This window comes from Pseudonocardia oceanicola (assembly GCF_047200735.1).
Taxonomy (GTDB): domain Bacteria; phylum Actinomycetota; class Actinomycetes; order Mycobacteriales; family Pseudonocardiaceae; genus Pseudonocardia.
Genome location: NZ_JBJZON010000026.1, coordinates 1 through 20,517, shown reverse-complemented (window position 1 = coordinate 20,517; position 20,517 = coordinate 1). Strand labels below are relative to the sequence as shown.

The following is a 20,517-nucleotide window of genomic DNA, read 5'->3' as shown; positions in this document are numbered from 1 at the left end:
CCGCCGCTCGCGCGCGCCGCGGTGATCGCGCGGTCCGCTAGGGTCCGGCCGCGTGTTGGAGATCGGGGGACTCGAGAAGCGGTTCGGCCGGCGGACGGCTCTGGCGGACGTCACCTTCGACGTGCGGCCCGGCGAGGTCTTCGGGTTCGTCGGGAGCAACGGCGCGGGCAAGACGACGACCATGCGCATCGTGCTCGGCGTGCTCACCGCCGACGCCGGTGAGGTGCGCTGGAAGGGGGCCCCGATCGACGCGGAGGCCCGCCGCCGGGTCGGGTACATGCCCGAGGAGCGCGGGCTCTACCCGAAGATGCGGGTCGGCGAGCAGCTCGCCTACCTGGCCCGGCTGCACGCCGTCCCCGCCGCGGACGCGGCCTCGGCGGTACAGCGGTGGACCGAGCGGCTCGGCGTCGCCGAGCGGGTGGGCGACGAGGTCCAGAAGCTCTCGCTGGGCAACCAGCAGCGCGTGCAGCTCTGCGCGGCGCTGGTGCACGACCCTGAGGTCCTGGTCCTCGACGAGCCCTTCTCCGGGCTCGATCCCACGGCGGTCGAGGTGATGAGCCAGGTGCTGCGGGACAAGGCCGACGAGGGGGTCCCGGTCGTGTTCTCCTCCCACCAGCTCGATCTCGTGGAGCGGCTCTGCGACCGGGTCGGGATCATCGCGGCCGGCCGGATGGTGGCGGTCGGCACCGTGCCCGAGCTGCGGTCGGGCGGGGTGGAGCGGATCGACGTCGTCGGGCCGGAGGGGGACTGGGCGTCCGGGCTCCCGGGGGTCGCCGTCGTCGCGCGGGAGGGCCGGCGGACCCGGGTGCAGCTCGACGGCGTCTCGGACCAGGAGCTGCTCGCCGCGGCCCTCGCGGCGGGACCGGTGCACGAGTTCGCGCCCTACCGCCCGCCGCTGACCGAGCTCTACCGCGACGTGGTGTCGGGAGGTGCGGCGTGAGCCGGTCGCCGGAACGGGGCGGGCTGTCCCCGCAGCAGGCCGTGGGGCTGGTGGCCCGCCGGGAGTTCAGCACGCAGGTGCGGTCCAGGAGCTTCGCCGTCGGGATCGTGATCTCGCTGGTGATCTTCGGGATCTACGCGCTGATCTTCCAGTTCGTGGGCAGCCAGACGTCGTCGGACTCCCTGGGCGTGACCCCGGCCGCGCAGCCCCTCGTCCCGTCCCTCCGCCAGGCCGCGACGGTCGCGGGCCGGAGCCTCACGATCACCGAGGTGAGCGGTGCGGAGGGCGAGGCCCAGGTCCGGACCGGAGACCTCGACGCCGTGCTCGACCGGGCCCCCGGGTGGACGTTGACCGGCCGCGACACCGTCGGGACCGAGCTGCAGAACCTGGTGTCGACGGTGGTCCGGCAGGCGACCCTGGACGAGGCGCTGCGGGCCGCGGGTCAGGACCCGGCCGCGGTCGCGGCGCAGGGCCGGGTCGCGGTGACGACGCTCGAACCCGCGGACCCCGAGCGCGGGCAGCGGCTGGCGCTCGCGATCGTCACGTCGGTGCTGCTGTTCATGTCGCTGATCGGGTACGGGTCGGCCGTCGCCCAGGGCGTGGTGGAGGAGAAGTCGAGCCGGGTCGTGGAGCTGCTGCTGTCCACGATCAAGCCGGTCCACCTGCTCGCCGGGAAGGTGCTGGGGCTGGGCGCGGTCGGGCTGCTGCAGCTGCTGATCCTGGGTGCGATCGGGGTCGTGGTGGGCAGCGTGACCGGGCTGCTCAGCGCCCCGACGGCGGCGGCGCCGGCGCTCGTCGCGGCGGTGGTGTGGTACTTGCTGGGCTTCTTCCTCTACGCCTCGGTCTACGCGGCGGCGGGATCTATGGTGTCGCGCCAGGAGGAGCTGCAGTCGCTCGTCGCGCCGATCATGTTCCCGCTGCTGATGCCGTTCGTCTTCGCGGTCTCGGTGCTGCCGGGGGACCCGCGGAACACCCTGGCGACGGTGCTGTCGTTCGTCCCCTTCTTCGCGCCGACGCTGATGCCCGCCCGGCAGGCACTCGGCGTCGCGAGCGGGTGGGAGGTGCTGGTCGCGATCGGGCTCACCGTCGCCGCGATCGTCGGGGTGGTGGCCGTCGCGGCCCGGATCTACCGCAACTCGGTCCTGCGCACCGGCGCCCGGGTCGGCTGGGCGGAGGCGTTCCGGGGCTGACCGGCGTCCGCGCAGGTCAACGGGCGTAGCGCTCCTGGGCGCGGGCCCGCGCCTTGGCCGCCTCCACCGCCCGGTCCTTCGGCGGCGCGGTGGTGACGAGCTCGTCGAGCAGGTGCCGGGTGACGTGCGCGATCTCCGCCACCGCCCGGTCGAACGCCTCCCGGTTGGCCTGCGAGGGCCTCGCCGCGCCGCTGATCTTGCGGACGTACTGCAGCGCCGCCGCCTCCACCTCCGCGGTGGTGGCGGGCGGCTCGAAGTTGTGCAAGGTGCGGATGTTGCGGCACATGCGCGCTCTCCCGGATCCGACGACGACTCCTGCCGTTGTAGCAGCTCAGGGCGAGCCGACCACGTACATGCCCGCGTCGAGCGTCCCCGCGGCCTGGCGGGACCGCAAGACCGCGAGCCGGGTGAAGCGGTGGTCGAACGCCTCCTGCGTCAACCCCCGCGCCCGGTACTCGGACACCAGCTGCCGGGCGCCGGCGGGGATCGTCCATCCCGCCTCGAAGCCCAGCTCCTTGCGCGCCCGCGCGAAGTCGACGCGGTAGGAGCGCGGATCGTTGCCGGCCTCGCCGGTGATCGCCAGCTCCGCACCCGGGACCGCCTCCACGACGGCCTGGGCGATCTCGGCGACCGTCCGGTTGTTCTGCTCGGTCCCCACGTTGTACGCGCGCCCCCGGACGACGTCGGCGGGCGCGGCCAGGGCCGCGACGACGGCGCCGGCGATGTCCTCGGCATGGGCGAGCGGACGCCACGGGGTGCCGTCCGAGAGCACCTTGACCACGCCCGAGAGGACGGCGTGCCCGGTGAGGTTGTTGAGCACGATGTCGGCCCGCAACCGCGGCGAGAAGCCGAAGGCGGTGGCGTTGCGCATCGAGACGGGGACGAAGTCGGCGTCCGCGAGATCGGCGAGGTCGTCCTCCACCCGCACCTTCGACTCGGCGTAGGGCGTGACCGGCTTGAGCGGCGCGTCCTCGTCGACCAGGTCGTCGGCCGACTGGGCGCCGTAGACCGAGCAGGTGGAGGCGTAGACGAAGCGCCGGACCCCGGCGTCCTTCGCGAGCCGGGCGAGCCGGCTGGACGCGTGGTGGTTGATGTCGTAGGTGATCTTCGGGGCCAGCGAGCCGAGCGGGTCGTTCGAGAGCGCCGCCAGGTGCACCACGGCGTCGAAGCCGGTCAGCTGGTCCGCCGTCACCTCGCGGAGATCGACGGCGAGGCCCGGCACGTCCGGGGTGTCGAGCGAGCCGAGCACGCAGTCGGCGAACAGCCCACTGTCCAGGCCCCGGACGTCGTGTCCGGCGGCCGCCAGGATCGGGGCCGCCACGGTGCCCAGGTAGCCCTGGTGGCCGGTCAGCAGTACGCGCACTGGTGTCTCCTCGTCGCCGTCCCACGGTGCACGGGATGACTCGCCCCCGGAGCGCGGAGCATTAGTCGACCGGATCGATCCCCGTCAGCGGCGCGACGCCCAGCACCAGCTTCTGGGCGTGGAAGGCCTCGGCGTACCGCGCATGGCACTGCACGCCCCGGACCCGGGCGAGGCCGGCGAAGGTCTCGGCGTCGAACCAGGTCCGGTCCCGCTGGCTGCCGTAGTGCTCCAACAGCTTGGTGATCTTCTCGCGGAGGACGGGCTCGGCGAGCGGCAGGTAGACCGACGGCTGCGCGAGGTCGCTCTCCCACTTCAGGATCTCGTAGCCGAGGGCGAGATGGTCGCGGAACACCGTCGGGATGATCGTGGCGAGGGTCCGGTGGTCCTGGTGCGCGTCGTGCGGCGCGGGGCCCAGGATCAGGTCCGGCTCCCCCATCCTCCGGACCTCCTCGACCGCCTGCTTCGCCCGCTCCCAGCGCACCGGGACGCGGCCGTCGGGCAGGTCGTGCACGATGATCTCGAGCTTGGCGCCGGGACAGAACGCCGCGAGCGCCTCCCGTTCCTCCTCCTCGCGCAGCGACCCGCCACCCGTCAGGACCATGGCGGTGACGGAGACACCCGGGTGGGCACGGCAGAGCTCGAGCAATGCCCCACCGGCCCCGATCGCGATGTCGTCGCAGTGGGCTCCGAGCAGGACCATCCGGTCCAGTCGCTCGGGCAGCAGGCTCAGCATCGTCGGGCTCAGCGCTCCTCGCGGACGGGACGGCACCGGATCGGCGCCGCGGGGCGGTCGGTGGCGCACACCAGCATCCCCCGTCGGGGCCCGCACCGACAGGGCCGAACGATCACTGCCGGACGCTCACACGACCTCGAGCGACGGGATCGGGAAGACCAGCCGGCCGCCCCACTCCCGCGCGAAGGCGAGTTGTTCGACGAGCTCGTCGCGCAGGTTCCAGGGCAGGACCAGCACGTAGTCCGGGCGGTCGGCCTCGATGCGCTCGGGCGGCAGGATCGGGATCCGGGTACCCGGGGTGAACCTCCCGTGCTTGTACGGGTTGCGGTCGACGGTGTAGGCGAGCAGGTCCGGCCGGATCCCGCAGTAGTTGAGCAGGGTGTTGCCCTTGCCGGGGGCCCCGTAGCCCACGACCGTCCGCCCGGCGCGTCGGGCCTCGATCAGGAACGCGACCAGGTCGTCGCGGACCCGCGAGACCGCCTCGGCGAACCCGTCGTGCCCGTCGGCCGTGTGCAGTCCCGCCTTCTCCTCCGCGGCCAGCACCTCCCGGACCCGTTCCGACGGCTCGCCGAAGACCGCGGCGGGGCGGGCCCAGACCCGGATGGACCCGCCGTGGGTGTCCAGGAGTTCGACGTCGACGACCGCCAGTCCGGCCGTGGCGAGCGCGCGCTGGGCCGTGAACAGCGTGTAGTACTGGAAGTGCTCGTGGTAGACGGTGTCGAACTGGGTCCGCTCGACGAGCGTGAGCAGGTGCTGGACCTCGACGGACACCCACCCGTCGTCCGCGACGAGGGCGCGCAGGCCCTCGGTGAACCCGACGACGTCCGGGATGTGCGCGTAGACGTTGTTGAGCGCGACGAGATCGGCAGGCCCGTGCTCCGCACGTACCCGGGCCCCGGTCTCCGGGGTCAGGAACGCGGTCAACGTCGGCACGCCCCGCTCGCGCGCAGCCTCACCCACGTTGCGCGAGGGCTCGATCCCCAGGCAGCGGACGCCCCGCTCGACGACGTGGTGCAGCAGGTAGCCGTCGTTGCTGGCCACCTCCACCACGAACGAGTCCGCGCCGAGCCCGAGCCGCTCGGCCGACGCGTCGACGTACCGCCGGGCGTGCTCGACCCACGAGGTCGAGTAGGAGGAGTAGTAGGCGTACTCGGTGAAGGTCTCCTCCGGTGTGATCAGCGGGGGGAGCTGGGCGAGCAGGCACTCCTCGCAGACCCGCACGTGCAGCGGGTACGTCGGCTCGGGCAGCTCGAGCGCGTCGGCGGTCAGGAAGAGCTCGCACGGGGGCGTCGCCCCGAGGTCGACGAAGCTGCGCAGGCTCGTCGACCCGCACAGCCGGCAACGGAGATCGGTCACGGTTCGTCCTGCCCCCCGGGCGATGGCCTGCACGACACGACCGGGTTCGCCCGGTCCGCCGCCGCCGTTACCGGACGGGTGCCGGCCGACCGCGCGACCGGCCCACCCGGCACGACCGGACGCACCGCCGTGACAGGATGGAGGCCTGTCCGCCGTGGTGTAACGGCAGCACCTCGGATTTTGGTTCCGATGGTCCAGGTTCGAATCCTGGCGGCGGAGCAGCGGACCCGCGTCGCGGGCGAATTCTGTCGGTGGGCTGCGCCATCATTCGACCATCCGTTCGAATCGGGAGGTCGGGATGTGCGTGAGGTGTGCGGGAGCGACGCAGGAGCAGGCCCTGGAGCAGGTGCTCTGCACCATCGGTCGGTACGGCTGGGCGGTGCAGGCCGTGGAGGGCGACCGGGTGCACCCGCCGTGGGCGTACACCGTCGGCCTGCACCTGCGCGGACGCCCGGAGCTGGTCGTGACCGGGCTGCCGGCCCGGCACGCCGCGGAGCTGCTGGACGGGGTCGCGGCGCACCTGCTGCACTCGGAGACACCGCCCGAACCCGGGGAACGCGTCCCGCTGCACGAGGGCCCGGTCGTCGAGTTCGTCGCGCTGCCCCATCCCGATGCGCACCTGAACGTGGCCGTCACGTTGCTCGGGCCCGAGATCCGTGCCCTGCAGATGGTCTGGGCCGACGAGCGGGGGCACTGGCCCTGGGATCCGGGCTTCCGGGCCGCGCGCGGGGCACGCGGCGGCCAACCCGTGCTGGGTCCGCGGGCGCCCGGAGCCCCCGAGGCACGCCGGCGGAACCGGTGAACGGACCGGCCCCCGGACAACGTCAGAACCGGCCTCTCCGTCGACGGGGTCGGTCCCATGCCGCGGGGGGACGGCCCGCCGGATCACGGCGGGCCGCCCCTCGCGTCGGTCGCGGCCTCGTGGAACGCCGGACGGCGCTCAGCGGCCGCCGGTGGGCTTCGGCGAGGGCGGCGGCCCGGGCCGTCCGTTCCCCGTGCACTTCGGGCTCGTGGTCGTGCGCATGCCTCGTCCGTCCCCCTCGGCGGGCGCGCTCAGTCCAGCGCGGCGTCGAGTGTGATCGTGGTGCCCGTGAGCGCCTTGCTGACCGGGCAGCCGTCCTTGGCGGCCTGGGCCGCCTTCTCGAACGCGGCGGCGTCCATGCCGGGAACCTCGCCCCGCACGGTCAGGGCGATGCCCGTGATCCGGAACCCCCCGCCCTGGTCGGGCCCGAGCGAGACGTCCGCCTTCACGTCCAGCGACTCCGGCGTCGCCCCCTCCTGCCCGATCAGCGCGGAGAGCTGCATCGCGTAGCAGGCCGAGTGTGCCGCCGCGATGAGCTCCTCCGGGCTGGTGGTGCCGCCGGCCTCGTCGGCCGCACGCTTGGGGAAGCTGACGTCGTAGGTGCCGACCTTGCTGCTGGTCAGCTCGACCTGGCCGGACCCCTGTTCCAGGGTCCCGTTCCAGGCCGTCCGTGCGGTGCGAGTGGGCATCCGAACCTCCCGTCGACAGCGGCATTCCTCCCACAGGGGGACCCGGTGTCGGCGCCGACGACACCGATCTGGAGGTCGGGCGCGACGACCGGTCGCCCCGCCACGACGAACGGGGGCTCAGCGCACCTGGACGGCGTCGCCGACCCGCAGGAAGTCGTAGAACGCGCGGGCGTCCTCGTGGGCCAGGCGCACGCAGCCCGCCGAGGGCGTCTGCAGGTTGCCCTCGTGGAAGGCGATCCCGCCCTCGGCGAAGAACACCGCGAACGGCATCGGGGCGTCGTTGAACTCCTTGCTGCGGTGCGTGTCGTTCTTCCACTCGACCTCGAAGTCGCCCCGCGGCGTCTCGTGGCCGGGGCCGCCCGGGCTCATCGCCACGGCTCCGCGCACCACCCGCCCGTCCTCGATCAACCAGGCCTTCTTCCCGGCCAGGTCCACGCACGCGCGCGCCTCGGCCGTGCACGGCGTCCCCTCCACGGCAGCGGGACCCGGTCCCGCGAGGGCCTGCCCCTGACCGGCGGCGAGCGTCCCCACCCCGACCAGTCCGGCCGCGACGGCGCCGCGTACCCGCGGCGAACGAGCCCTGCTGTGCCTTCCCATGTGTCCGCTCGGCGCCTTTCATCCCGTTCGACCCGACCAGCAGCACAACGACCGGGACGGGGGGAGGTAACGAGGCGAACGACCGGCCCGACAGGCCCGCGTAGGATTCGCCCCGCATCGGGGACCGACCATCTCGAGGAGCGCCCATGCCCGACCGCCCTTCCGCCCGCCCCGCCGCCGCCGTGGTGCTGGCCGCGGGTGAAGGGACCCGGATGCGGTCCGCGACCTCCAAGGTGCTGCACGAGATCGGCGGCCGGAGCCTGCTCGGGCACGCCGTGCACGCCGTGGCGGAGCTGGAGCCCGAGCACCTCGCCGTGGTCGTCGGACACGCCCGCGAGCAGGTGAGCGCCGCACTCGACCGGATCGGCGACGAGGTGGCGCGCCGGGTCCTGCCCGCCGTCCAGGAGCAGCAGAACGGCACGGGCGACGCCGTCCGCTGCGGTCTCGCCGCCCTGCCCGCCGGGCTCACCGGCACGGTGCTCGTCACCTACGGCGACGTGCCGCTGCTCGACGCCACCACGTTCACCCAGGTCCTGCGCACCCACGAGAGCGCGGGCGCCGCGGTCACGCTGCTGACCACCGAGCTCGACGAGCCCACCGGGTACGGCCGGATCGTCCGCGACCCGACGGGATCGGTGCTGCGGATCGTCGAGCAGAAGGACGCGACGGAGGAGCAACGGGCGCTCTCGGAGGTCAACTCCGGCGTCTACGCCTTCGATGCCGCCTTCCTCACCGCCGGGCTCGGCCGGCTCGACACCGCGAACGCCCAGGGCGAGCTCTACCTCACCGACCTGGTCGCACTCGCGGTCGCCGAGGGGCTGCGCGTCGAGTCGGTACGGGTGGACGATCCCTGGCTGGTCGCCGGCGTCAACGACCGCGTGCAGCTCGCCGCGGTCCGCGCCGAGCTCAACCGGCGCCTCCTGGAGCGGTGGATGCTCGCCGGCGTCACCGTCGTCGACCCCTCGACCACCTGGGCGGACGTCCAGGTCCGGCTGGGGCGGGACGTCGTCGTCGAGCCGGGTACGCAGCTGCGCGGGCACACCACCGTGGGCGACGCCGCGGTGGTCGGCCCGGACACCACCCTCACGGACGTCGAGGTCGGCGAGGGCGCCTCGGTGGTCCGCACGCACGGTTCGTCGTCGTGGATCGGCGCCGGCGCCTCGGTGGGTCCCTTCGCCTACCTGCGCCCGGGCACCCGCCTGGGGGCCGAGGGCAAGATCGGCACCTTCGTCGAGGTGAAGAACGCCGAGATCGGCCGCGGCTCCAAGGTGCCGCACCTCACCTACGTGGGCGACGCCACGATCGGCGAGCAGAGCAACATCGGCGCCTCCTCGGTCTTCGTCAACTACGACGGCGTGAGCAAGCACCGCACCACGATCGGATCACACGTCCGGACGGGGTCGGACACGATGTTCATCGCCCCGGTGACGATCGGCGACGGCGCGTACACCGGCGCCGGCACGGTCGTGCGCGAGGACGTTCCACCGGGGGCGCTGGCGGTGTCGTCCGGACCACAGCGCACCATCGACGGATGGGTCGTACGGAAGCGACCCGGCACGCCGGCGGCCGAGGCCGCCGAGCGGGCCAGCGACACGGCCGCCCGGGATGCGGCCGAGAGCGGCCGAGGAGGCACAGCGCAGTGAGTGCGATGTCGGGTCAGCCCAAGAAGAACCTCATGTTCTTCTCCGGGAGGGCGCACCCGGAGCTGGCCGAGCAGGTCGCCAAGGAGCTCGACGTCACCGTCACGCCGCAGTCGGCGTACTCCTTCGCGAACGGCGAGATCTTCGTCCGGTTCGAGGAGTCGGTGCGCGGCAGCGACGCGTTCGTGCTGCAGGCGCACAGCGCCCCCATCAACGACGCCATCATGGAGCAGCTGATCATGGTCGACGCGCTCAAACGCGCCTCGGCCAAGCGGATCACCGTGGTCATGCCGTTCTGGGGGTACGCACGCCAGGACAAGAAGCACCGCGGCCGCGAGCCCATCTCGGCGCGGCTGGTGGCGGACATGTTCAAGACCGCGGGTGCGGACCGCATCATGACGGTCGACCTGCACACCGCGCAGATCCAGGGCTTCTTCGACGGCCCGGTGGACCACCTGTTCGCGCTGCCGGTGCTCGCCGAGCACATCAAGCAGCACTATGCGGACGAGGACCTCGCCGTCGTCTCCCCCGACTCGGGGCGCGTGCGGCTGGCGGAGCGCTGGGCGGAGACACTGGGGGGCACACCCCTGGCCTTCATCCACAAGACCCGCGACCCGCGCAAGCCCAACGAGGCCAAGGCGAACCGCGTCGTCGGTGAGATCGAGGGCCGCACCTGCGTGGTCATCGACGACATGATCGACACGGGTGGCACCGTCGCGAAGACGGTCGAGGTGCTGCTCAAGGAAGGGGCGAAGGACGTCGTCATCGCCGCCACCCACGGTGTGCTCTCCGGCCCGGCCGTGGAGCGGCTGTCGAGCTGCGGTGCCCGCGAGGTGATCTTCACCGACACGCTGCCGATCCCGGACGAGAAGCGGTTCCCGAGCATGACCGTCCTGTCGATCGCCCCGCTGCTCGCCGAGGCGATCCACCAGGTGTTCGACGACGGTTCGGTCACCAGCCTGTTCGACGGCAACGCCTGATCCACAGGTGCGCAACGCCTGATCCACACGTACGCAGGGGCGGGGGGCTCGCGCCTCCCGCCCCTTCGGCGTTACCGGGACCAGCCGGACATCCGTATCGTTTCCCCAGCTCGGACCCGGCTCGACCGCCCTCCCGCGGCTCGCCGACGCGGCCGACGGCGCGCGCAGGATCGGGCCGACGGACCCTCCGACGGGCCGCTCACGGGCCGGGCGTATCCTGATCGACGGTTCCGCGGCGAGGGCGGGTGTTCGACGAGCCCGCCGTCATCGACGTGGGTTGGCATTCCCGCCGCCTCCTCGCCGCGCGCTCACGCGAAATCAGCTGTACGAGGAGAGACCCACCGTGGCCCAGTCCAAGATCGCCGCCGAGACCCGGACCGAGTTCGGCAAGGGCGCCGCGCGGCGCACCCGCAAGGCGGGCAAGATCCCCGCCGTCCTGTACGGGCACGGCACCGACCCGCAGCACCTGACGCTGCCGTCGCTCGAGTTCGCCGCCGTCGTCCGCGAGCAGGGTCGTAACGCCGTGCTCGAGCTGGACATCTCCGGCACCAGCCAGCTGGCGCTGACCAAGACCGTCACCTTCCACCCGATCCGCCCGTACATCGAGCACGTCGACCTGCTGGTCGTGAAGCGGGGCGAGAAGGTCGTCGTCGAGATCCCGGTCATCGTGACCGGCGAGGCCGCGCCGGGGACCCTGGTCACCCAGGACCTGAACACCGTCGAGGTCGAGGCCGACGCCCTGAACATCCCCGAGAACGTCGAGATCTCGGTCGAGGGCGTCGAGGTCGGCACCCACTTCACCGCCGGCTCGCTCACCCTGCCGCGGGGTTCGGAGCTGCGCACCGACGCGGAGGCCCTGGTCGTCAACGTGGTCGCCGCGCCGACCGCCGAGGACCTCGAGGCCACCGAGGACCTCGAGGGCGCCGGTGTCGTCGAGGTCGCCCCGGAGACCCCGGCCGCCGAGCCCGAGGCCCCGGTCGAGGCCGAGTCCGGCGACGGCGAGTCCGGCTCCGCCGAGAGCTGAGGCGATGGCGCCGGCACCGTCCACCGGCACGGCTCTGGTGGTCGGGCTCGGGAACCCCGGGCCCGGCTACGCCGACACCCGGCACAACGTCGGCTTCGGCGTCGTCGAGCTGCTGGCCGAGCGGGCCGGCGCCCGGTTCTCGCTGCACAAGCGGTCGAACGCCGAGGTCGCCGAGGGCCGGCTCGCGGGCCGCAAGGTCGTGCTGGCCAAGCCGCGGACGTACATGAACGAGTCCGGCGGGCCCGTCACCGGGCTGGTCCGGTACTTCTCCGTGCCGCCGGAGGAGCTCGTCGTGGTGCACGACGACCTGGACCTCGGGTTCGGGGTGATCCGGCTGAAGCGGGGCGGCGGCGAGGGCGGGCACAACGGGCTGCGCTCGATCAGCCGCTCGCTGGGCACGAAGGACTACCTGCGGGTCCGGTTCGGCATCGGGCGGCCACCGGGCCGTCAGGACCCGGCGGACTATGTGCTCAAGCGGTTCTCCGCCACCGAGCGCAAGGAGCTGGACTTCGCGGTCGACCTCGCCGCCGACGCGGCCGAGGCCCTGCTCGAGCAGGGACTCGAACCGGCCCAGAACCGCTTCCACGCCCTCTCCGGCTGACCCCGCCCTGCACGAACGGCACTCTTGTGCGGACCTACCGCACAAAAGTGCCGTTCGTGCATTCGGAGCCGGGGAACGCGCGGCGCTACCGGGTCAGGTGCGGGTCTGGAGCAGGTCGGCGGTCGCCGCGCGGCGCAGCTTGCCCGAGGGCGTCTTGGGCAGGGTGCCGGGGGGCAGCACCTCCACCCGCGCCGGTCGCACGCCGACGGCGGACACCACCCGCGCGGTGACGTCCTTGCGGATCACCGCGGCTTCGGACTCGTCGTCGGCCTTGCGGGCCTCGACGGCCACGGCGAACGACTCGCGCCGCTGCCCCTCCCCGGCGAAGAGCCGCACGGCCACGGCGTTGCCCGCGCGCACCCCGTCGGCCTCCGCGGCGGCGCGCTCGATGTCGGTCGGGTAGATGTTGCGCCCGGCCATGATGATCACGTCCTTGCGCCGCCCGCAGACGACGACCTGGCCGTCCTCGACGAGATAGCCCTCGTCGCCGGTGTCGAACCAGCCCTGCGCGTCCTGGGTGGCGACGGGCCCGTTCATTGTCAGGTAGCCCGGGGTCACCGACTCGCCGCGCAGCTGGATCACCCCGACCCCGCGCGTGCCGAGCACCTCGCCGCGCTCCCCCACCACGCGCGCCTCGATCCCCGGCAGGGGCGGTCCGAGCAGCGGGAAGGTCCGGGTCGGAGCCTCGCCGGCCGGCTCGGCCCGGCGCCCGGACTCGAGCGCGTCGGCGTCGATCTCGTCGACGGCCAACCCGGTCTCGACGGGCGCGAACGCCACCCCGAGCGCGGTCTCGGCCATCCCGTAGGCACACAGCACCGATTCCGGGCGCAGCCCGAATCGCGCCCCCGCGTCGACGAACGCCCCGACGGCCGCCGGATCGACGGGCTCGGCGCCGTTGAGCGCGATGCGCAACGACGACAGGTCGAGCTCCTGGTCGGCTCGGGCGAGCTGCCGGGCGAGGACGGCGTAGGCGAAGTTCGGCGCGGCGGTGACGGTGCCGCGGTACTTCGAGATCAGCTCGGCCCACAGCAGCGGCCGGGACAGGAAGTCGACCGGTGTGACGGTGACGAGCTCGAGCGCGGTGACCATCGGGATGGTCAGGAACCCGACCATGCCCATGTCGTGGAAGAGCGGCAGCCAGGAGACCATCACGTCGCGCTCGACGTCGAGCCGCGCGGCCTCGCGCATGGCGTTGATGTTCGCGTGCAGGTTGCGGTGGGTGATCCGCACGGCCTTCGGCTCCGCGGTGGATCCGCTGGTCAGCTGCAGCAGCGCGGTGTCGTCCTCGCCGGCGACCTCGGCGTCGGGCGTGACGGCGGCGGGGTCACCCCTCAGCGACTCGAGCAGCCGGAAGGGGATCCCGCGCTCGGCGAGGACCGGGGCGAGGCCGTCGAAGGGCGCGCCGAGCACGACCATGCTCGCGTCGATCATCCGCAGCACGGCGACGGTGTCCTCGGCCCAGTGCGCCAGGTCGGTGCGTGCGGTCGGCTGGTGCAGCATCGTGACGCTGCCGCCCGTGAGCCACACGGCCTGCGCGAGCGGGGCGATCGCGGCCGGCTCGCCGGCCAGCACGCCGACGGCGCCGCCCCGCGTCAGGCCGGGGGTGTCCCTCTCGGGCCTCCGCAGGGCGTCGATGATCCCGCGCGCGGCCTCGTGCACCTCACTCCACGATCGACGGACGGGGGCGGCGGGCTCACCGGTCGTCATGCCGCGGGAGGTGTCGGCGGCGGACTCCAGCATCGTCGCGAGGAACCGGGACATGTCCCGCAGCCTAAGGCCCGCACCGGGGATCGCAGCACGGATCGACACGGCGCCCACCGGCCCACCCGAGCGCGGTATGGATCCACAACGCAGCCCCGCGGCCCACCCCAGCGCGGTATGGATCCACAACGCAACCCACCGGCCCACCCGAGCGCAGTATGGATCCATCACGCGGCGAGGCAGGCGGGCGTAGGGTCGGCCCGTGGCTTCCTCCCGTGACTCGATCGCCGCCGCCGTCGAGGCCGTCATCCCGGGTGCCCGCGCCGACCTCGAGCGGCTGGTGCGCATTCCCAGCATCTGGGCCGATCCCGCGCACGCCGCCGACACCGAGGCGAGCGCCGCGGCCGTCGCGGAGCTCGCGGGCGCCCTGAACCCCGCGAACCTGCAGATCCTGCGCGCCGACGGGGGCGCGCCCGCCGTCGTCGCGCAGTGGCCGGCGCCCGCGGGGCAGCCGACCGTGCTGCTCTACGCCCACCACGACGTCCAGCCGACGGGCGGCGACGAGCACTGGACCAGCCCGCCCTTCGAGCCCACCGAGCGGGACGGCCGGCTGTACGGCCGCGGCGCCGCCGACGACAAGGCCGGCGTGATGACCCACCTCGCCGTGCTGCGCGCGTACGAGGGGAAACCGCCCGTCGGCGTCACCCTGTTCATCGAGGGCGAGGAGGAGTCCGGCTCCCCCACCCTGCCGGCGCTGCTGCGCGAGCACCACGAGCTGCTCGCCGCGGACGTCATCGTGATCGCCGACGCCGCCAACCCGGCCGTCGACGTCCCGGCGCTGACCACGAGCCTGCGGGGCCTGGTCGACGTCGTGGTCGACGTGTCGCTGCTGGAGCGGCCGCTGCACTCCGGGGTCTTCGGCGGGCCGGTCGGCGACGCCCTCACCGCGCTGACCCACGCCCTCGCGAGCCTGCACGACGAGAAGGGCGAGGTCGCCGTCCCCGGCCTGCACTCGAACACGGGCACGGACGCCGCCGCCCTCGATATTCCCGAGGCGGAGTGGCGTGTCGAGGCGGGTCTGGTGGAGGGCGCCGAGCTGCTCGGCACCGGCACGCTGGCCGAGCGGATCTACCACAAGCCGGCGATCGCGATCCTCGGGATCGACGCGCCCTCCGTCGCGCAGGCCTCGAACGTGCTGCTCCCGCGCGCCCGCGCGATGGTCAGCATGCGGCTCGCCCCCGGTGAGGACGCCCTGGCCGCGCGGGAGAAGCTCGCCGAGCACCTGCGGGCGCACGTGCCATGGGGCGCGCAGGTCACGGTCGAGCCCGGGTCCGGCGTGGCCGAGCCCTTCTCGCTCGACGCGAACGGCGGGGCGTACGACGCGGCCAAGCGCGCCTTCTCCGAGGCCTACGGCGCCGCGACCGTCGAGATGGGGATCGGCGGCTCGATCCCCTTCATCGCCGAGTTCGCGCGCACCTTCCCGGGCGCGGCCGTGCTGGTCACCGGTGTGGGCGACCCGGCGTCGCGCTGGCACGGGATCGACGAGTCGCTGTCCCTGTCGATGTTCGCCACCGGGGCGCGGGCCGAGGCCTTCCTGCTCGACGAGCTCCGTCGCTGACCGACAGCTTCCGATATATCGCTAGCGCCAGGTCCGCGCTCCCGGCAGACTGGGCCGATGCGGATCGGCGTGCTGGGCCCGGTGGCGGCGTGGACCGCGTCCGGCACGGACGTCGCACCCGCCGGGCTCCGCCTGCGCGGGCTGCTCGCCCGGCTCGCGCTCGCCCCCGGCCGCACCGTCACCGCCGAGACGCTGGTCGACGACCTGTGGGGCAGCGAGCCGGCCTCGGCGAACGCCCTGCAGGCGCTGGTCTCCCGGCTGCGCCGCGCCCTCGGCCCCGAGCTGGTCGTGACGGTGCCCGGCGGGTACCGGCTCGACCTGCCGGCCGGGGACGTCGACTGCATCCGGGCCGCCCAGCGGATCGCCGAGGCCGAGCAGGAGGCCGACCCGGAGACCACCCGCGAGCTGGTCGGGCAGGCGCTCGCGCTCTGGCGCGGCCCGGCCCTGGCCGACGTCCGCCGGCTGCCCTTCGCCGGCCCCGCCGCCGACCGGCTCGACGGCGCGCGGGCCGCCGCCGTCGAACGCGCGGCCGGGCTGGACCTGTTGCTCGGGCGCGCCGCCGGCAGCGTGGAGCCGCTGACCGCGCTGCTCGCCGACCAGCCGCTGCGGGAGAGCGCCGCCGCCGCGCTGTCCCGGGCGCTGCACGCCACCGGCCGCCAGGCCGACGCGCTCGCCGTGCTCGACCGCACCCGCGACCGGTTGGTCGAGGAGCTCGGCGTGGATCCCGGGCCGGAGCTGGCGGGCGCCCGGCTCGACGTGCTGCGCGGGGTGCCCGCGCCGTCCGCACCCGTCCCGCGCCCGTCGCGGCTCGCCCCGCCCCCGCCGCTGACCAGCTTCGTCGGCCGGGAGGCGGACGTCGGACGGCTGCGCGAGCTCCTCGGGACCGGGCGCCTCGTCACGCTGGTGGGGCCCGGCGGCGCGGGCAAGACCCGGCTCGCGCGGGAGGCCTGCCCCGAGGGCCCGGTCGCCGAGCTCGCCCCGCTCACGGGTCCCGACCAGCTCGCGGAGACCGTGCTCGCGGCGGTCGGCAGCCCGGAGCTGCTGATCCGTCAGGAGGAGCACCCCGACTCCGTCGAGCGGCTGGTGGCCGCGGTCGGCCGCCGCGAGCTCGTCGTGATCCTGGACAACTGCGAGCACCTGATCGGTGCCTGCGCCGTCCTGGCCGGCACGCTGCTCGGCCGCTGCCCGGCGGTGCGGATCCTCGCCACCAGCCGCGAGCCGCTGGCGGTGCCCGGGGAACGGCTGCACCCCGTCGAGGCGCTCGACGACCGCGCAGCCGTCCGGCTGTTCGCCGACCGCGCCGAGGCCGTCGCCCCCGGGTTCGACGCCGAGGCGCACGCCCCCGCGATCACGGAGATCTGCCGCAGGCTGGACGGCCAGCCGCTCCCGATCGAGCTCGCCGCGGCCCGGCTGCGGGCGCTCAGCCCCGAGGAGATCCTCACCCGGCTCGACGACCGGTTCCGGCTGCTCACCACCGGCGCCCGGACCGTGCTGCCCCGCCACCAGACCCTGCGGGCGGTCGTCGACTGGAGCTGGGACCTGCTCGACGAGGCCGAACGCACCCTCGCCCGCCGGCTCGCCGTGTTCGCCGGCGGCGCCACGGCCGACGCCGCGGACCAGGTCTGCGGCGACGGGCTGGACGACCCCTTCACCACGCTCGCCGCGCTCGTCGACAAGTCGCTGGTCGTCGCGGTCCCGCAGGCCGGGGCGCCGACCCGCTACCGGATGCTGGAGACCATCCGCGAGTACGCCCGGGAGCGGCTGGCCGCCTCCGGCGAGGAACCGGCGACGGCCGCGCGGCACGCGGCCTGGACCGTCGCCCTGGTGGAGCGGGCCGAGCCCGAGCTGCGCGGCCGCGACCAGCTTCGGTGGCTCGGGGTCCTGCGCGCCGAGGCCGGCAACATCACCGGGGCGCTGCGACGGGCGGTGGCCGAGCAGGACGTCCCGACCGCGTACCGGCTGGTCGCCGGCATGTTCTGGGGCTGGCTGATCCGCGGCGCCACCGGGGAGTCGATGGGCTGGGTGCGCGCCGTCGGCGAGATGCCCACGGGCGACGCGCCGCTCGACGTGCTCGCCCGGTTCACGGCGTTCCGGGCCATCGAGGCGCTCGGCCGCGGGGAGATGGCGGAGGCGCAGCGGCACGTCGCGCGGGCGACCGTGCAGGCCGAGTCGGTCCCGCAGCCCCGCCACCCCGCGCTCGACCTGCTGGTGCCGCTGGGCGAGGCGTTCGCGATCCAGGACCAGGCACCGCTGACGTCGATCAGCACCACGCACCCGGACCCGTGGGTGCGGGCGTTCGCGCTGGAGATCCGCGCGACGCTGTCCGAGAACGCCGGCCTGATCGACCTCGAGCGCGAGCTGGTGCGCGCGGCGCACACCCTGTTCACGCAGGTCGGCGACCGCTTCGGGCTCGGCATGACGCTCACCACGCTCGGCGAGCTGGAGGCGTGGGCGGGCAACGCCGAGGCCGCCGCGTCCGCCTTCGAGGAGGCCATCGCGCTGGCCACCGAGCTGGCCAACGACGACGACCTGCCCCAGTACCTCGTCCGCCGCGGCGGCCTCGCGGCCCGGGTGGGTGATCATGCGCTGGCCCGCAAGCTCTACACCGAGGCGCTCGAGATGCTCGACGGCGCCGAGTACGCGTCGCCGGAGATGGTGCGCGTCTCGCTCGCGGAGCTGGACCGCCTGGAGGGCGACCTGGTCGCGGCGCGCGCCCGGCTCGCGGACATCGACCCGACGACGGGCGGCGGGATCGCCGTCCCGCAGCGGCGCGCGCACCTGAGCGTGCAGCGCGCCCTGGTCGAGCTGGCCGCGGGCGACCTCGCGCGCACGGCGGAGCACCTCGCCGACGCGGTCGAGGCCGGCGACGAGAGCCGGGACGGACCCGTGGTCGGGATGGTCGCCGAGACCGTCGCGCAGCTGGCCATGGCCCGCCGCGACCGAGAGGGGGCCGCCCGCGCACTGGGCGTCGCCGAGGCCCGCCGTGGCGTCCTCGACCTGGGTGATCCCGCCGTCGTCGCGCTGCTGGACGCGCTCGGCCCGGGGGCGCTGCGGCGGGAGGTCGTGGACCTCCCGCCGCAGGACGGGCTCGACGTCCTCCGGGATCAGGTCCGCTTGCGGTAGAGCGTCACCGCGATCGGCGCGAACACCAGCGTGATGCCCGCCGCCCAGAGCAGCGCCGTGCCCGCCGGGCCCGCGACCGGTCCGCCCAGCAGCAGGCCACGCACGGCGTCCGCGGTCTTCGACACCGGGTTCACGCCGACCCAGCCCTGCAGCCAGCCGGGCATGGTCGACGCCGGCACGAACACGTTGCTGCCGAAGGTCAGCGGCAGCGAGATCAGCGCGCCGAGCCCCTGCACCGACCGCGGGTCCTTGACCAGCATCGCCAGCGCGGTGAACACCCAGCACAGGGCGAAGGCGAAGGCCATGACCAGCAGCAGCGCCGCCACGATCGCCAGCGGGCCCGCCGAGGTGCGGAAGCCGAGGATCGCGCCGAACACCAACATGATCACGCCCGAGGTCGCGTAGCGCGCCAGGTCCGCGCCGATCGCGCCGAGCAGCGGGGCGGCCCGGGAGATCGGCAGGCTCCGGAACCGGTCGAAGATCCCGGTGTGCAGGTCGTCGGCCAGGCCCGTACCGGTGCCGGCCGAGGCGAAGACGACCGTCTGCACCAGCACCCCGGGCAGCGCGAACTGCAGGTAGGCCGAGGTGTCGCCGGCGATCGCACCGCCGAAGACGTAGACGAACAGCAGCAGGAAGATGACCGGCTGCAGGGTGACGTCGATCAGCGCCTCGGGCGAGTGCACCGTCTTGACCAGCCCGCGCCAGGCCAGCGTGGCGCCGTGTCGCAGCGTCGACGGCCCGTGCCGGGCCCCGGTGCGTGGCGCCGGTTCCGGGACGGTCGTGGGGACGGGAGCGGTGGTGGTCGTGGTCATGCGGCCCCCTCGGTCGCGGGGCCGGCCTCGGCGGGGCGGCCGGTGAGGGTCAGGAAGACGTCGTCGAGGCTGGGCAGCCGCAGCCCCAGCTCCGCGACGGGGACGCCGGTCTGCTCGAGCCGGGCGCCGAGCCGGTGCAGCAGGGCGGGATCGCCGGACAGGGTCAGCTCGCCGGTCGGGTCGATCGCGGGCGTCTCCGCGATCAGCTCGCCGAGCAGCGTGGCGACGGCTCCGACGTCGGCGCGGTGCAGCGGCCGCACGTGCAGCAGCTGCCCGCCGACCTCGGCCTTGAGCGACGCCGGGGTGCCGCTCGCGATGACCTGCCCGCGGTCGAGGACCACGAGGTCCTCGGCGAGCTGGTCGGCCTCCTCCAGGTACTGGGTGGTGAGCAGGACGGTCGTCCCCTCGCCGGCCAGGGCGCGGACGTGCTCCCACACCTCGTTGCGGTGCCGCGGGTCCAGGCCCGTGGTCGGCTCGTCGAGGAACAGCACGTCGGGCCGGCCGACGAGGCTGGCCGCGAGGTCGAGCCGCCGGCGCATGCCGCCGGAGTAGGTCTTGACCCGGCGGCCGGCGGCCTCGGCCAGCCCGAACCGCTCGATCAGCTCGTCCGTGCGGCGGCGGGCGTCGCGCCGCGACAGGTCCAGCAGGCGCCCGATCAGCCGCAGGTTCTCGACGCCGGACAGGGCGTCGTCGACCGCGGCGTACTGGCCGGTCAGGCCGATCCGCAGCCGGACGGCCGGGGCCTCGGCCACGACGTCGCGACCCAGCACGGTGGCCCGGCCGCCGTCCGGACGCAGCAGGGTGGACAGGACGCGGACGGTGGTGGTCTTGCCGGAGCCGTTCGGCCCGAGCAGGCCCAGCACGCTGCCGCGCCGGACCTCCAGGTCGACGCCGGCGAGGGCGGTGGTGGCGCCGAAGGTCTTCACGAGACCCTCGACGCGGATGGCCGGTTCGTTCATGGCGACCACTGTCGGCGGCGGCGCTGCCATCCGGCTGACAGCAGACCGCCGCGCCGTGTCAGACGGGCGTGGAGTGGGTGCCAGCGGAGCAGCCGTCCCGGCCGCTGCGCCGATCGGCGGGTCTCGGGCCGTGTGCGACCGGTTCGTGCGGGGACGTCCGGTTTGCCGACGAGACCGCGGGTCCGGGCAGCTGACCGTCGCTGTGACCAGGGCTACGGTCCCGCTTAACGATCGTTCGACAGACGGGTACCGCCCGTCTCCGCTCCCGGGCTGCAGCCTCGCCGAGGGAACGAGGCGGAGCGGCTGCATGCCGAGGAGCTGGCGGCACTCCGCGACTCATGCCCCGCATCATGGTTCCATAACGCGTGAGAGAGTCCGCGAAACGCGCG

At 74.1% G+C, this 20,517-nt stretch carries 18 protein-coding genes and 1 tRNA gene; 10 read left to right on the top strand and 9 right to left on the bottom strand.

Annotated elements, in window-relative coordinates; genetic code table 11:
* Positions 1–52 precede the first annotated feature (52 nt).
* Together ACL02T_RS28070 and ACL02T_RS28065 are read left to right on the top strand one after the other, a co-directional pair.
* Positions 53–940, top strand: a complete 888-nt coding sequence (locus tag ACL02T_RS28070; protein ID WP_412833795.1) for an ABC transporter ATP-binding protein — start codon at positions 53–55, stop codon at positions 938–940.
* Positions 937–2,130, top strand: coding sequence for an ABC transporter permease (locus ACL02T_RS28065; RefSeq protein ID WP_412833794.1), 1,194 nt, complete (start codon positions 937–939; stop codon positions 2,128–2,130). Before ACL02T_RS28070 ends, ACL02T_RS28065 begins: the two co-directional genes overlap by 4 nt.
* Positions 2,131–2,146: 16 nt before the next feature.
* On the opposite strand, the gene ACL02T_RS28060 is transcribed toward ACL02T_RS28065, so the two are convergent.
* From ACL02T_RS28060 to ACL02T_RS28045, 4 genes are all read right to left on the bottom strand, one after another.
* Positions 2,147–2,416, bottom strand: coding sequence for a DUF2277 domain-containing protein (locus ACL02T_RS28060; protein ID WP_412833793.1), 270 nt, complete (start codon positions 2,414–2,416; stop codon positions 2,147–2,149).
* 45 nt (positions 2,417–2,461) lie between these two features.
* Complete coding sequence (locus ACL02T_RS28055; protein WP_412833792.1) at positions 2,462–3,493, bottom strand: NAD-dependent epimerase/dehydratase family protein; 1,032 nt, start codon at positions 3,491–3,493, stop codon at positions 2,462–2,464.
* Positions 3,494–3,554: 61 nt separating this feature from the next.
* Positions 3,555–4,226, bottom strand: a complete 672-nt coding sequence (locus ACL02T_RS28050; protein ID WP_412833791.1) for a PIG-L deacetylase family protein — start codon at positions 4,224–4,226, stop codon at positions 3,555–3,557.
* A gap of 126 nt (positions 4,227–4,352) precedes the next feature.
* Positions 4,353–5,582 carry a methyltransferase domain-containing protein gene (locus tag ACL02T_RS28045; protein ID WP_412833790.1) on the bottom strand — a complete coding sequence of 410 codons (1,230 nt, stop codon included), beginning with the start codon at positions 5,580–5,582 and terminating at the stop codon, positions 4,353–4,355.
* Between the two features lie 148 nt (positions 5,583–5,730).
* Between ACL02T_RS28045 and ACL02T_RS28040 the strand changes: the two genes are divergently transcribed.
* Together ACL02T_RS28040 and ACL02T_RS28035 are read left to right on the top strand one after the other, a co-directional pair.
* Positions 5,731–5,801 (top strand) — tRNA-Gln (locus ACL02T_RS28040).
* Between the two features lie 79 nt (positions 5,802–5,880).
* Entirely contained in the window at positions 5,881–6,384 is a 504-nt protein-coding gene (locus ACL02T_RS28035; protein ID WP_412833789.1) for a DUF4262 domain-containing protein, read from the top strand.
* A 251-nt stretch (positions 6,385–6,635) separates the two neighbouring features.
* Here ACL02T_RS28035 and ACL02T_RS28030 read toward each other — a convergent pair whose 3' ends face one another.
* Positions 6,636–7,073 (bottom strand): OsmC family peroxiredoxin, encoded by a 438-nt coding sequence (locus ACL02T_RS28030; protein ID WP_358210166.1) that lies wholly within the window; start codon positions 7,071–7,073, stop codon positions 6,636–6,638.
* Positions 7,074–7,190: 117 nt separating this feature from the next.
* Positions 7,191–7,670, bottom strand: a complete 480-nt coding sequence (locus ACL02T_RS28025; RefSeq protein ID WP_412833788.1) for a L,D-transpeptidase — start codon at positions 7,668–7,670, stop codon at positions 7,191–7,193.
* Between the two features lie 146 nt (positions 7,671–7,816).
* Here ACL02T_RS28025 and glmU point away from each other — a divergent pair, with 146 nt between their 5' ends.
* The 4 genes from glmU (at position 7,817) to pth (ending at position 11,915) form a co-directional block, all read left to right on the top strand.
* Positions 7,817–9,313, top strand: a complete 1,497-nt coding sequence (gene glmU / locus ACL02T_RS28020; RefSeq protein WP_412833787.1) for a bifunctional UDP-N-acetylglucosamine diphosphorylase/glucosamine-1-phosphate N-acetyltransferase GlmU — start codon at positions 7,817–7,819, stop codon at positions 9,311–9,313.
* The gene (locus ACL02T_RS28015; RefSeq protein ID WP_503129107.1) at positions 9,310–10,290 is read left to right on the top strand and encodes a ribose-phosphate diphosphokinase; all 981 of its coding nucleotides are present in this window, start codon (positions 9,310–9,312) and stop codon (positions 10,288–10,290) included. Before glmU ends, ACL02T_RS28015 begins: the two co-directional genes overlap by 4 nt.
* A 343-nt stretch (positions 10,291–10,633) precedes the next feature.
* On the top strand, positions 10,634–11,314 hold the full coding sequence (locus ACL02T_RS28010) for a 50S ribosomal protein L25/general stress protein Ctc (RefSeq protein ID WP_412833786.1): 681 nt from the start codon (positions 10,634–10,636) through the stop codon (positions 11,312–11,314).
* Positions 11,315–11,318: 4 nt separating this feature from the next.
* Complete coding sequence (gene pth / locus ACL02T_RS28005; RefSeq protein ID WP_412833785.1) at positions 11,319–11,915, top strand: aminoacyl-tRNA hydrolase; 597 nt, start codon at positions 11,319–11,321, stop codon at positions 11,913–11,915.
* Positions 11,916–12,008: 93 nt separating this feature from the next.
* On the opposite strand, the gene ACL02T_RS28000 is transcribed toward pth, so the two are convergent.
* A complete protein-coding gene (locus ACL02T_RS28000) occupies positions 12,009–13,676 on the bottom strand; it encodes a fatty acyl-AMP ligase (protein WP_412833784.1) in 1,668 nt (555 codons plus the stop codon).
* A gap of 202 nt (positions 13,677–13,878) precedes the next feature.
* Here ACL02T_RS28000 and ACL02T_RS27995 point away from each other — a divergent pair, with 202 nt between their 5' ends.
* Positions 13,879–15,234, top strand: coding sequence for a dipeptidase (locus ACL02T_RS27995; RefSeq protein ID WP_412833783.1), 1,356 nt, complete (start codon positions 13,879–13,881; stop codon positions 15,232–15,234).
* 57 nt (positions 15,235–15,291) lie between these two features.
* On the top strand, positions 15,292–18,357 hold the full coding sequence (locus ACL02T_RS27990) for an ATP-binding protein (protein ID WP_412833782.1): 3,066 nt from the start codon (positions 15,292–15,294) through the stop codon (positions 18,355–18,357).
* On the opposite strand, the gene ACL02T_RS27985 is transcribed toward ACL02T_RS27990, so the two are convergent.
* Both ACL02T_RS27985 and ACL02T_RS27980 read right to left on the bottom strand, forming a co-directional pair.
* Positions 18,339–19,169 (bottom strand): ABC transporter permease, encoded by an 831-nt coding sequence (locus ACL02T_RS27985; protein ID WP_412833781.1) that lies wholly within the window; start codon positions 19,167–19,169, stop codon positions 18,339–18,341. The genes ACL02T_RS27990 and ACL02T_RS27985 overlap by 19 nt on opposite strands.
* Positions 19,166–20,128: an ATP-binding cassette domain-containing protein gene (locus ACL02T_RS27980; protein WP_412833780.1), complete on the bottom strand. Its 963-nt coding sequence runs from the start codon at positions 20,126–20,128 to the stop codon at positions 19,166–19,168. The genes ACL02T_RS27985 and ACL02T_RS27980 overlap by 4 nt, the downstream gene beginning before the upstream one ends.
* Positions 20,129–20,517: the final 389 nt, after the last annotated feature.